At 40.4% G+C, this 13,135-nt stretch carries 8 protein-coding genes; 3 read left to right on the top strand and 5 right to left on the bottom strand.

Annotated features, from left to right (window positions below; all coding sequences use genetic code 11):
- Positions 1–13: 13 nt before the first annotated feature.
- Together IO68_RS23805 and IO68_RS23800 are read left to right on the top strand one after the other, a co-directional pair.
- Positions 14–976 (top strand): DnaJ C-terminal domain-containing protein, encoded by a 963-nt coding sequence (locus IO68_RS23805; protein ID WP_023013154.1) that lies wholly within the window; start codon positions 14–16, stop codon positions 974–976.
- 11 nt (positions 977–987) lie between these two features.
- Positions 988–1,314, top strand: coding sequence for a chaperone modulator CbpM (locus IO68_RS23800; protein WP_004876542.1), 327 nt, complete (start codon positions 988–990; stop codon positions 1,312–1,314).
- A gap of 25 nt (positions 1,315–1,339) precedes the next feature.
- Here IO68_RS23800 and IO68_RS23795 read toward each other — a convergent pair whose 3' ends face one another.
- The 3 genes from IO68_RS23795 to rpsO form a co-directional block, all read right to left on the bottom strand.
- Positions 1,340–2,563: a magnesium transporter CorA family protein gene (locus IO68_RS23795; protein ID WP_007480085.1), complete on the bottom strand. Its 1,224-nt coding sequence runs from the start codon at positions 2,561–2,563 to the stop codon at positions 1,340–1,342.
- Between the two features lie 114 nt (positions 2,564–2,677).
- A complete protein-coding gene (pnp, locus tag IO68_RS23790) occupies positions 2,678–4,765 on the bottom strand; it encodes a polyribonucleotide nucleotidyltransferase (RefSeq protein ID WP_171054773.1) in 2,088 nt (695 codons plus the stop codon).
- 264 nt (positions 4,766–5,029) lie between these two features.
- On the bottom strand, positions 5,030–5,299 hold the full coding sequence (rpsO, locus tag IO68_RS23785; protein ID WP_004876536.1) for a 30S ribosomal protein S15: 270 nt from the start codon (positions 5,297–5,299) through the stop codon (positions 5,030–5,032).
- 241 nt (positions 5,300–5,540) lie between these two features.
- On the opposite strand from rpsO, the gene IO68_RS23780 reads away from it, so the two are divergent.
- Positions 5,541–6,839 (top strand): EstA family serine hydrolase, encoded by a 1,299-nt coding sequence (locus IO68_RS23780; protein ID WP_031234776.1) that lies wholly within the window; start codon positions 5,541–5,543, stop codon positions 6,837–6,839.
- Between the two features lie 725 nt (positions 6,840–7,564).
- Here IO68_RS23780 and recD read toward each other — a convergent pair.
- Positions 7,565–9,283 carry an exodeoxyribonuclease V subunit alpha gene (recD, locus tag IO68_RS23775; protein WP_413540711.1) on the bottom strand — a complete coding sequence of 573 codons (1,719 nt, stop codon included), beginning with the start codon at positions 9,281–9,283 and terminating at the stop codon, positions 7,565–7,567.
- A 132-nt stretch (positions 9,284–9,415) separates the two neighbouring features.
- Positions 9,416–13,132 (bottom strand): UvrD-helicase domain-containing protein, encoded by a 3,717-nt coding sequence (locus IO68_RS23770; protein ID WP_023013151.1) that lies wholly within the window; start codon positions 13,130–13,132, stop codon positions 9,416–9,418.
- Positions 13,133–13,135: the final 3 nt, after the last annotated feature.

Below are 13,135 nucleotides of genomic sequence, written 5' to 3'. Positions count from 1 at the left end.
TTAATTAAATATCATGGCAAAAAATTATTATGAAGAGCTAGGTGTTTCCAGAGATGCCTCAGCAGATGAAATTAAAAAATCGTATCGGAAACTGGCCCGTAAATATCATCCAGACGTGAGTAAAGAAGCCGATGCTGAAGCAAAAATGCAAGCGATTAATGTTGCCTATGACACGCTAAGCGATGCCACTAAAAAGGCTGAATATGATCAAATGCTGGATCATCCACAAGGTTTTAGTGGCTTTGGACAAGGCGCAGGAGGATTCAACCAAGGAGGAGGCGGATTTGATGGTTCTCAGTTCTATCGCCAAAGTTCTGGTGATGGTGCTGATTTCAGTGGATTTGAAGATTTATTTGGCCGTTTTGGTTCTGGCTTTGGTGGCGGTCAACAACGTTCTCAACGCCAGCAACGTAGTTACAAGGGTGAAGACCAACATGCCAGTATTCAGGTTGATTTAGACATCGCCTATCATGGTTCAACTCAACAAATCACCTTACAAATCCCAACCTATAATGTATATGGTGAACCTGAAGTCCAGCGTAAAACTTTAGAAGTTAAAATTCCAAAAGGAATGAAAGAAGGTCAGCAAATCCGCTTAAATGGACAAGGTCAAATTGGAATCAACGGCGGTGAAAATGGTGATCTCTATATTGAAATCCAATATAAGGATACCGATCGCATCCGTGTAGAAGGCGCTGATGTTTATCAAACCATTGATGTAAGTCCATGGGAAGCAGGACTAGGACAAAGTATTGAAGTAAATACACCTGCTGGGCACTTGAAAGTGAATTTACCGAAAAATGCCAAAAATGGACAACAACTACGTTTAAAAGATAAAGGGATTCCGAATAAAACTGCTGGTCATCTCTATCTAATTATTAATATTGTTTTACCGCCAGCGCACAGTGAGCAAGAGCAGCAAGCTTATCAACAATTTGCCGATGCCTTTGCTTCATTTAGACCACGTGCCTCATAAGGAGTAAGATCATGACAACCATTCAATACAAAGAAATTCAATATGACGGTCACTGCCAAGTTGAAATCATTGATGAACAATTGGCACTTGATCTTGAGCACTTCGCAGAAGCTTGCGGTCAAAGTACTGACTGGGTGTTGAAGTTAATTGATTATGATATTTTGCAGATCAAAGTTGATCCACAAAATTATCAATTCATTGGTGAAGATGTCAGTCGCGCAAGACGTGCCTATCGTTTACAACGTGACTTTGATGCGAGTTTATCTGCTGTCGCGGTGATGTTGGATTTAATTGATGAAGTACAGCAGCTCCGTAAACAACTGAAGCATTTTCATTAAACTCATATCAATGACTAAGTGATATCTATTTCAACTTAGTCATTTTCTCCACTTCTTTTAAGGTTTGCTTGATCGGTTCATAATCTAAAAACCAAAGTAGGTTTAAATTACGCTGCTTATGTTGTTGCGCTAGCAGATCAATCACACTACGCTCTCCTCGTCCAACCAGATGTTGCTGATAAAAATAGTAAAGCAATAACACCGTACTCAGAAGCATCACAGCCAACATAATCCAAAACCCAACAGGTGATTTTAATCCAGGAATAAACTCAAAGTTCATTCCATAAATACCCGTCAGTAAAGTTAGCGGTGCAAACACAGCCGTAATAATCGCCAAGATACGCATATTCTCATTGGTTTGATTGGCGATGGCAGAAAAGTGTAAATCTATAGCAGACTGGATCGCATTTCTCAGCCGTAAAGTATGTTTTTGCACACGCTCCACATGACTCATTAAATCATTTAAACGTACCAATAAGATGTCTTGGGATTTATGCTTATGCTCACCCACGACATGATGATAATTATCAACCAACTCATCCCGAAACTCTTGTAAGGTTTCAATTTGCTCTTCGCATAAGTTTTCAATTTGTTGGAATGCCATATCCTCATGGAATAATTGATGCCATTGCTTAAAACGACGATTTCCTTGCAATAATTGTTGTTGCCAATGCTCAACACGACGCGTCAATGGCGTGCGTAAATTCAAATAACCATCAATCATGCTATTTAGTAACCGTAGACACAAATCAGCGGGTGTATTCGGTAACTTTCTTGGTTTGTTTTGCTCAGCTGTCGGACGCTCCATAATCGTTTGGATTCGTTGAATATAATTTTCGACTGCTTTGTTACCTTGCTCTCTGAGACTAATTAAAATATTTTGACTGAGCACAAAACTCATCGGTGTCGTCGCTAATCCAAAAACACTTTCATGCGACTCTACTGAATTATCATTTTCATAGATTTGGTCATCAGGACTGATCAGTTTCCTAAAAACCAATAGATCATATTCTTCTACCGTATCAAATGCGCATGGATGTTCAATATTGAGTAGATCGCGCATATGGAATTCATTTAACGTCAAACCTGTATGTTCATAAATATTCTGCTGCCAAGTCTCAGTATGATTGACAAGATCTTGCCTTAAACTATCAACCCAAAGAAACTCAAGGCTATGCTCTGTTTGTTGTTCTGCACTAATAAAAATTGTGTTTTCACTGTTATGACGATAAAAATAATAAAGCTGCATAACGATAATATTCAATATTTTAATTAAAATAATAATGCCATAAAAAAAGCCCTGAGCAAGCCAAAGCAATTGCTTTGGCGATGCGCAAGGCGGGCTTTTTGTATATCGAAACGATTAAGCTTGTTCGATATCTTTCATTGTTAACTTGATACGACCACGGTTGTCGACATCCGCAACTTGTACTTTTACTTCTTGACCTTCTTTTAATACGTCAGTCACGTTGGCAATACGCTCATTTGAGATTTGCGAAATGTGAAGTAAGCCATCAGTACCCGGTAGGATATTTACAAATGCACCGAACTCGACGATACGAATTACTTTACCTGCATAAATCGTTCCTGGCTCAACTTCAGCAGTAATCGCTTGGATTTTTGCAATTGCAGCTTTAGCCGCTGCTTTAGTTTCACCAAATACGCGAACTGTACCGTTGTCTTCGATGTCAATCGCAGCTTTAGTCTCTTCTGTAATTTGACGGATTGTTGCACCGCCTTTACCAATTACATCGCGGATCTTGTCTGGATTGATGTTGATCACTTCAAATGTTGGCGCGTGAGCACTGATTTCAGCACGAGCACGTGAAATGACTTTGTTCATTTCATTTAAGATGTGCATACGACCAGCAAATGCTTGGTTTAATGCAACTTCCATGATCTCTTCAGTAATACCTTCGATCTTGATATCCATTTGAAGTGCAGTAATACCGTTTGCAGAACCTGCTACTTTAAAGTCCATATCACCAAGATGGTCTTCGTCACCTAAGATGTCAGAAAGAACTGCGAAACGCTCGCCTTCTTTTACTAGACCCATTGCAATACCAGCAACTGGTGCTTTAAGTGGAACACCTGCATCCATAAGCGCAAGAGATGCACCACAAACAGACGCCATAGAAGATGAACCATTTGATTCAGTAATATCAGATACGATACGAAGTACGTAAGGGAAACGATCAACTGGCGGAAGAACTGCTTGAACACCACGACGTGCTAAACGACCGTGACCGATTTCACGACGCTTAGGACCTGATTCACGACCAGTTTCGCCTACTGAGTATGCAGGGAAGTTATAGTGCAACATGAAGTTGTCAGTTTTCGTACCCGCTAAGGTATCAACCATCAAGGCATCACGTGTGTTACCTAAAGTTGCAGTTACAAGTGCTTGTGTTTCACCACGTGTAAACAATGCTGAACCATGAGCACGACCTAATACACCCACTTGAACGTCAATACCACGAACGGTTTTAGTATCACGACCATCGATACGAGGCTTACCAGACAAGATGTTGTCACGTACGGTACGGTATTTAAGATCTTCGAATAAGAAATCAACTTCGTCTGCGATGCCATCAACATCTTCTTCAGGAACGAATTGAGTTTTTGCTTCTGTATAAAGTGCATCTAAAGCTGCATAACGATCTTGTTTTACTGCAATCGTATACGCTTCAGAAATTTTTGCTTCAAAAGCTTCTTTTAATTTTGCACGTAATTCTTCGTTGTGTGTTGGAGCAACCCACTCAGATTCTTTCGCACCAACAGCTGCAGCAAATTCTTTGATTGCTTGTACAGCAATTTGCATTTCGTCATGACCGAAAAGTACAGCACCTAACATTTGGTCTTCTGAAAGTTCTTTCGCTTCAGACTCAACCATAAGTACAGCTGATTCTGTACCTGCAACGACAAGGTCAAGGTCAGATTGTGCAAGTTGTTCAAGTGTTGGGTTAAGAACATATTCACCATTGATCAAACCAACACGTGCGCCACCAATTGGACCACGGAACGGCGTACCTGCAATAGACAATGCAGCAGATGTACCTAACATTGCAGCAATGTCAGCATCCATGGTTTTGTCAGAAGAAACAACAGTTGCAGTTACTTGGATTTCGTTGAAATAACCTTCTGGGAATAATGGACGGATTGGACGGTCAATCAAACGTGAAATTAAAGTTTCAGCTTCAGATGCACGACCTTCACGCTTGCCATAACCACCAGGGATACGACCAGCTGCATATTGTTTTTCTTGATAGTTAACAGTTAATGGGAAGAAATCTTGACCCGCTTTTGCTTTTGGTTGTGCAACAACAGCAACAAGAACAGTTACACCACCCATTGTGATTAAAACTGTATTTGCTTGACGTGCAACGCGACCCGTTTCTAAAACAACTTGATGTTGACCAAATTGGAATTCTTTACGAACGATATTAAACATTGACATGTATTGTATTTTCCTAGTTTCTTTTAAAACGTTATTCTAGTGAGACCCCTAAGGTTTGGCATTCAGACTACAACAATATAGATAAATGACAAAGCTTAGAAGCCATCACACTAGACCAAATATTTTAAAAATATTAAACGCAAAGAAGGAGCGAACAAGCGCCCCTTCTAAAGTCATCTAAAGTAAATTAGATGAGACTCTCTTTTCAGCAATAAAGCATAGCAACATGCGAAATACCGAAAACAAAGTAAAATCGAATTAACGACGTAAACCTAATGCGCCGATCAAAGCAACATAACGACCGTGATCTTTACCGTTTAAGTAGTCAAGTAATTTACGACGTTGGTTAACCATACGAATCAAACCACGACGGCTGTGGTGGTCGTGTTTGTGAGCTTTAAAGTGACCTTGTAAATCATTGATTTGAGCAGTCAATAAAGCAACTTGTACTTCTGGTGAACCAGTGTCGTTTTCAGCACGAGCAAATTTAGCGATGATCTCTGCGCGATCTGCGTTAGTTAAAGCCATTCGATTTCTCCGAGATGCTTAAAAAATAAAAATGATAATAATCAGTTGAAGCCAACTGACTGCCGTGCATCACTACAGCAAGTCGCCTATTTTAAGTGATCTATCGTTATATTGCAAAAATGTTTTGTGTTTGCTGGCAATTCGGCAGCTGACAGCATTGAACAAAATAGGCACACTATCATGAGTCTGTTTTCAATTTATGACAGAGACGAAAGAAAACGAAAAATATTGCGAGGGAATCGTGAAAATTTTATCAACAAATACCTGTTATGTACCACATGACCTCAATCAAGTGATTCGCTCAAAAGATGAAGTTGCGGCAGCATTAGGTGGGATGACTGAAAGACAAGTTCAAAAAATTTGGAATAGTGTGGAATGTTTATATAAAACAGGAAACTATCCACTCATCACACTATGTTTACGTCGTCAGGGGCAAGTCGTTTTAAATCGCAGTATTGGCTATGCACAAGGAAACTCTCCTGATGGCTTAGCATCTGATGCCAAAATTGCAACGCCAGACACGCCTGTATGCCTATTTTCAGCATCAAAAATGGTTACAGCGATGTTGATTCATATGCTAGATGAACGCGGTGATCTGAATTTACTTGATCCGATTAGCTATTACATTCCTGAATACGGTGTAAATGGTAAACGTCGCGCCACTATTTTCCATTTACTCTCTCATCGTGGTGGAATTCCACGTATAGAAGGCGAAGTCACGCCTGAACTTTTATTCGATCAAAATGAAATTTTAAAACGTCTTTGTGCAGCTAAACCCGTTTCTCCTTCAGGTACTCATCTTGCCTACCATGCTGTTACAGCAGGATATATCTTAGGTGAAATCGTTCATCGTGTTACAGGGCAAAGCGTTCGTGAGTTTTTAGCAGAACAAATTGAAAAACCAATGGGATTGGATTATTTCAACTATGGTTTAAAACCTGAATATCGTGCAGATGTTGCAATGAATTATGCAACTGGTGTACATCCCAGTTTAGGTACAGATCAATATCTCAATCATGTACTCGGTGGTGGTTTACAACTGGCAGTTGATGTGACCAATGACAACCGTTTCATGGATACTATCTGCCCAGCAGGAAACATTTATACCAGTGCTGATCAGGTTGGTCGTTTCTTTGAAATGCTGCTCAGTGGTGGTGAATATCAAGGTAAACAAATCATGAGTGCCAAAACTGTGTTCCGCTCTACGCTGCCAACCTCTGGGATTAGCTTAGATCGTACACTACTTGCACCTATGCGCTACGCACTTGGCCCAATGTTAGGGAGTAATCCTGTTGGTTTATTCGGGCCAATGTCTGGGCAAGCATTTGGTCATATTGGTTTCTCGAATATTTTATGTTGGGCTGACCCTGAGCGTGACATCAGTGTATCACTGCTGACGACAGGGAAATCAGTCGTCGGTACGCATTTACCAGCTTTAGCCAAAACGCTGTATCAAATCTCCACCAATTGTCCGAAAATTCCAAAAAATCAACGTCGTTCATTGTTTGCAACAGACCGTACCGAAGCCGATTTAGTTTAATCTACTTTCAAACGCGCACAAAAAAGCCCAAGTTTTCGCTTGGGCCTTTGCGCTTAGTTTTTATCGTTATAATTTTAGTTTATTTTTATTTTTTGTCTTTTTATTTAATAACACTCGAACCCTCTGGATGCTTCTCACACATCATCATCTTTTTACGTTCTGTTGTTGTAGAGCTTGTTCCCCTCTCTATAGTTGCTATTCTGTCAGAATCAATTGTGGAGAAAAATAGCATTTTTCTTATCTCTGTGTAAGCAAAAACGTACAGGTCTGTATAACATTTAACTTAATAATGAAAAAAAACTGTCTGACAATAGCCTTATAACTTTTGTAGATTCTGATACATTTCCACTGAATAGCAAATTAATACCAGTAAATCTTTGTCGAAATATGGATCAATTTTTTAAAATGAAATCAGATTTAAATGATTAAAATTAATACAATAAATATCAGCATGTTGTGATTAAAATTTATAACAAATAAAAAAGCCCTGTAGTCTCTCCCAAAACTACAAGGCTTAGCGGCTGTAAGTTTCCTCTTTTATCACTTACTTCACTGTAAGTTCGCTGTCTACTGACTTTATTATTATATTTTTGCGATTTACCTAACTTTCCTTGCTAGGCTCTTTGTGTGTACATAATCTCAAAAACACCTGTCTCACTCTAGCGACAATATCTCGAATCCATGTAAGCTTTTACTTACAAAACAGTGAATTTTAAAGAATAAGTTCACAATCTATTCAAATTGATCTTTTGCACTAAACCACTGCGACGTACTGTACGAATTGTCAGTGCTTGTTGTAACGACTTTTGATCAGCCAAAAGTGTAACCACTTTTTTCGCACGCGTAATCGCGGTGTAAATTAACTCTTGGCTCAATAATTTCTCCGCATGTGCATCTAACACAATCGCAGTATGCGTAAATTCAGAACCTTGTGATTTATGAATTGTTAGTGCAAAAGCTGTTTGCATATTACGTGGCAAACGATGTGCTGCAATCCATTTATTTAGACTAGGAAAGAAAACTTCAAATTGTTGAGCTTGCGTTCTGTGCTTAAAGCAAATCCCAATGTCACCATTTGAAATCCCTAACTGATAGTCGTTATACGTCATCATCACAGGACGGCCAATATACCAATCCCCAACGGCGATTTGTTTGAGTTGCTGATTCAGCCATTGTTCAGCATAACGATTCAGTTGCTCTAGCCCTAACGGCCCATGTCGAACAGCAGTGAGGATTCGATAATCATCAAATGCCCGTATCACCGTCATCATGTCTTGTTCAGTATCATCGGCTTTTAGATACGTCAGCAAGGCATCTACATAGCCCTGAAAACCATGCATCAACTTTTGTTGATATTGTTCAGCATCACCCTCTAGCTGCTCAGGTAAATATTCCAATTGAATCTGATCAGGCATCCCCAGCGTTAATGTGATGGCTTGGAGTACAGTTGGCTTGACGATGTCGCGTTCGAGTTTTTCCAACACGGTATGATGCTCAGCCGAATCTTGCTGATCTTGGATGAATCTTGCAAATTGTCCAATCTTGGCATCCCCTGAAAATCGACGGCTGGTCATCAATTGGACACGGTTTTCAGCCAAAGCCTCAACGTGTTGTAAATCTGCCAATACAGAACCCACATCTACAGAGGCCAACTGATTGGCATCACCCAATAAAATAATTCGACAATGTTCAGGAACCGCTTCAAATAGTAATGTCGCTAGATTCAAATCGAGCATTGAAGCCTCATCAACGACGATCACATCATAAGGCAACGGTTGTTTTTGATTAAAACGTGGTGTTGGCCGATTCCCGATTCCCAATAAACGATGCAAAGTCTGCGTATTTTGATGACGAAGTTCATCCGTGATCAGACCTGATTCCAAAAGCTTTGGATCATTGAATGAGTTTTGCAGCGCTTCTTGCATTCGTTGTGCAGCTTTACCTGTCGGTGCTGCCATTGCAATTCGGATATCTGGAATCGTTTGGTTGAGCGCAGCAATAATCCTTGCCAGTGTATAGGTCTTTCCAGTCCCAGGCCCGCCCGTAATAATACTAAGCCACTGCTGCATGACCATAGTTAAAGCGGCTTGTTGATGTTGATCACTGAATAAGGTTTGAAAAATAGAAACATCAATATGAGGCACCATTTGTCGCTTTAATCGACAAATCTGATGAGCGAGGCGTTGCTCTAGCTGCCAATATCGGTATAATGCCAAGCCCTGCTGATCATAGACGCATGGAGCAACTTGGGTTGTTGCGATATCACTAGAAATCGCCAAATCACCCAGCGCTTCGAGCTGTGTTGAATCAACATCAATACAACTATCCCCTTGCAGGCTCGCTTCAACCAATTGTTGCAACACCTGTGCAGCGGTTTCTGGTTGAGCAGACTGAGTAAATGGTGCTTGTGTGAGGTAGTGACTCCACATATTTAACCAAGTCATTTGCTCCGATTGAGCATTACTTTTATTGTCCACAGAGTTATCCTCAAACTTACCCACACGCTTGTCCACAAGGTTATAAACATACTTATTCACAAGATAAGCTTTTGTTTAATTTAAAAATATCCACTTTATCTACACCACTTTCCCTGGTTTATCTTCAGAGAAATACCCAAGAATTGCGTCTAAACGCAGGATAAACTCATCCTCAGGTTTCCAGTAAAAATAGCCTTGCTGAGCTTGACCATTCATACCACGTAAATAGAGATAAGATGCGCCACCCAAATGTTGCTCAATCTTATAATCTTGCAACTTAATGCTGAGATAACGATGCAACGCAACTAAATATAAAGCGGCCTGCAACCAATAACTCGAAAGCGACATACTTTCTGCAATCTGTGTTGATTGATAATCAAGTTGCGATGCACCTAGATAATTACTTTTATAATCGGCAATGTGATAACGCTGCCCGTCAAAATAAACTAAGTCGATAGAGCCATTGAGATAACGTGCAGACTTTGCCTCAAGTAATTCAGGCATTTCGATTCCATATTCCTCAAATAGCTTTTGCACCCGTTGCATCGCGAGGACACGATCGGATAACGCCAAATAGAATGGGCACTCGGATAGGTATTGCCCTGTACTGAGTTGCTGCAACTGAAAATCTTGATTCAATGGTGTTTGTACAACTTCAGCAATCCAATCCGCAATCCACTGATATAGTTGTTGTTCACTATTTTGCTGATCTGGAAAATGTTGCTGATAGGTTTCCAACAAAGCTGTCCATAAACTTTGATAGGCATTTTTAAAACGACGACGAATTTCCTCACCCCAAGTTTGAGGTTGTTGAAAATCAATCTGTTCAAAGATTTCATGTAGAAAATTACCAGCTAAAGTCCCTTTCGGGAAATGCTGCTTAATCCATGCGATTGATTCAGTTTGGGTTATCTGTTGTTCTACAGCAAAAATATCCAGCTCATCCTCAGCCTGCTCAACCGTTGCATCCATATTTGCCAATACATCAGTCCGATTGACCTTATGTTTTAAATGCTGTGCCAAATAACTAAAACTGGTTTTGCCACGTGCATAAAAGCGTTGTTCTGGTAAGGGTTGAGCATTCAATATCATGTGCTGTTGCTCTTGCTGTGTTCGAACTGCGAGAGGTCGCTCTAAAATTAAAGCTTCATCGGCACTATAGGTATGTTGAAAATGCTCACCTTGATTTTTCCAAAAAGCGAGACCTGAAAACTTATTTTTCTCACCTTTTTCAGGCTCAAATACGGCATAAACACGATGACTGGCACGGGTCAAAGCCACATACCATAAGCGATTTTGTTCTGCTAAAGCACGTTGTTGATGCTGATCAATCTCAGTTTGCTGTAGGAAATTTTTATCCGCAATCGCAACAACACGTTGAGTTCGAGTTTGCCCCGTTTCAGGCAATTGAACCTCTGTCATCGAAAAATTTAAAGTCTTTTGTATTTCTGAATAGGGTTTATTTGCGCATAATAAAAACACAATTTTAAACTCTAAACCTTTGGACTGATGTATCGTCATCAGTTGCACACCTGCATCACTGGAAAGCTTATGTTCAAGTTCCCAATCACGATCACTCGGTGAGTGCAGTTGTTTTAAATACCAATGATAAAGGTTTTGAATGCCTTGTACGTGCTCACTATGTTGACTCAAAATATCGGTGAGATGACGTAGATTCACTACGGCTCGCTCATTGTCTCGGCTTTGTGTCGCAACCAATTGCTGCCAAATACCAAACTGATTGAGACAGCGTTGCCATGCAGATAAAAATCCCTGATTGAGCCAAATTTCACGAATCTCATCGAACTGCTGAATATAATGGCTTAAACCCTCTGCACTGTGTTCTAACTCCATCAATCGTTTTAGATCGAAGCCAAATAGACGACTCAGTAAAGCGCGTTTCAACTTCGCCTCATCATAAGGATGCAGCAAGGCCGTGAGTAATGCGCCCACATCCTGCGCAATAGCGGAATCAAATACACTGCGTTTGGTAGGTCGATTGACGCGAATACCCATACGCTGCAACACATATTGCACTTCATCCAGTTGGCGATGGCTGCGCGACAACACCGCAATATCATCTTCAGCGATTACTATCGGCTGATCATTCTGTAAATACAGTTGTTTTAAATGCGCTTGATTCAATAGATGCTGAATTTGCCAAGCGACTTGCGTGGCTTGTTCATTCCCCTCTTGCAACTGCAACCAGCGTAAAGGCTTTGGATTGGATTGCTGCTGTTCAATCAAAGCAGGATGAGGTCGTGAACCTGCTTGAATCGGGTCATACATGACCTGCTCACCAAAATCCATCTGACGCTGAAATAATACATCGACCACTTCCACCAGCTCTTTGACCGAACGATGATTATGAATCAATTTATATTCATGCCCTTGCTTCGCCATAATATCTTGGTAGGCATTCAGGAAGGTCAGCATATCGCCACCACGGAAGCCATAAATCGCTTGTTTACGATCACCGACCATAATCATGCAGCCTTTCTGGAAACGCTGCGGATGTCGCCAAATACTCGCGAGCATATCATCCTGATCTTGGTTGGTATCTTGAAACTCATCGACCAAAATTAAGGGATAACGCGCTTGGACAAAGACAGCAAAACGTTGCCCTTGCTCCCCTTTTAAAGCATCAGATAAGGTTTTGATTTGTTGGGCAAAGGTGGTTTCGCCTTTTTGCTGTAACACTTGCGGCAAGCGCTTTTTCACTTCAATGCACAAATAAGCTTTTAAAAACACATCCAACTGCTCAAACTGTTGTTGTGTTTGCAGCACAGATTGAAATAACGACTGAATCTGCAATACCGTTGCATGTTGATAAAAAGTATCGCTAATGTCTGCTGGGCATTTTTTAAAGATTTTTTGCTGTTCAAGCTTATCTAAAAACTTAAATACCGCATCTCGCGCGTTGGCAAAATACGCATCAAATACCTGCACATTTTCAACACTTGATAATGCATCTAATAGTAATGGTAGAGATTCCGCAAAGAGTTTGTGAAAGGCATGATTACGGAAAGAGGTACCATTAATATGTGAATAATATGCGCCATCCAATGAGAAATAATCAGACAAGGTACTCAAATCAATGTGCTGCGCCTGATGTTGCCAAGCTTGCAATTGAGTTAGCTCAATTTCAGGTAGATCAGGTAATTTAAATTGCGCCGAACTAAAGTTCAGCGAGCTTTCCACCATCCCGACAAAATGATCAACACTTTTTAAACTACCGACACTATAAAGTGCATCAATCACTTGCTGCGGTTGTGTTTGAATCCATTCACGTAATACATCATGAATCAATTGTCGTGTGTAGGTTTTCGCATCTTCTGTGATTTGTGCTCTTTCAATTTTACCACTTTCAAAAGCAAACTCTCGCAATAACTTTTGACTAAAACTATCCAGTGTCCCAACAAATAACTCATCGAGTTGATCAATCACCAACTTGAGCCGTTCACAGGCATAGGCAATCCGTGGCGCAAAATGCTGTAGCACATGCTGTTTCAAAGGATCAGATTCTTGTGCTGCCTGAACTTGAATATCTCGCTCGAGTACATCTCGGAAAGGTTCTAAATAATCTAAAGTTTCAACGAGACGTAGTCGGATTCTCGTTTTTAACTCAGCAGCAGCAGCACGAGTAAATGTCGTTGCAATCACCTGATTTGGTAAATATTTTTCTAAAAAAATGCGTACCATCAAACTGGACAAAGTATAGGTTTTACCTGTTCCTGCCGATGCCTCAATCAAATGCAACCCTTGAAATTGAATATCACGAATCGGTTGATAAGACACTGGATATAGAGAGCTCATGCC

The organism is Acinetobacter sp. COS3 (assembly GCF_000475335.1).
Classification (GTDB): Bacteria; Pseudomonadota; Gammaproteobacteria; order Pseudomonadales; family Moraxellaceae; genus Acinetobacter; species Acinetobacter venetianus.
This window is presented reverse-complemented; position numbering and strand designations above follow the sequence as displayed.

Coding starts and splice junctions, on each gene's coding strand:
- IO68_RS23795 (WP_007480085.1), bottom strand. CDS start 2,563: ATGCAGCTTTATTATTTTTATCGTCATAACAGTGAAAACACAATTTTT.
- IO68_RS23805 (WP_023013154.1), top strand. CDS start 14: ATGGCAAAAAATTATTATGAAGAGCTAGGTGTTTCCAGAGATGCCTCA.
- rpsO (WP_004876536.1), bottom strand. CDS start 5,299: ATGGCTTTAACTAACGCAGATCGCGCAGAGATCATCGCTAAATTTGCT.
- IO68_RS23770 (WP_023013151.1), bottom strand. CDS start 13,132: ATGAGCTCTCTATATCCAGTGTCTTATCAACCGATTCGTGATATTCAA.
- pnp (WP_171054773.1), bottom strand. CDS start 4,765: ATGTTTAATATCGTTCGTAAAGAATTCCAATTTGGTCAACATCAAGTT.
- recD (WP_413540711.1), bottom strand. CDS start 9,283: ATGACTTGGTTAAATATGTGGAGTCACTACCTCACACAAGCACCATTT.
- IO68_RS23800 (WP_004876542.1), top strand. CDS start 988: ATGACAACCATTCAATACAAAGAAATTCAATATGACGGTCACTGCCAA.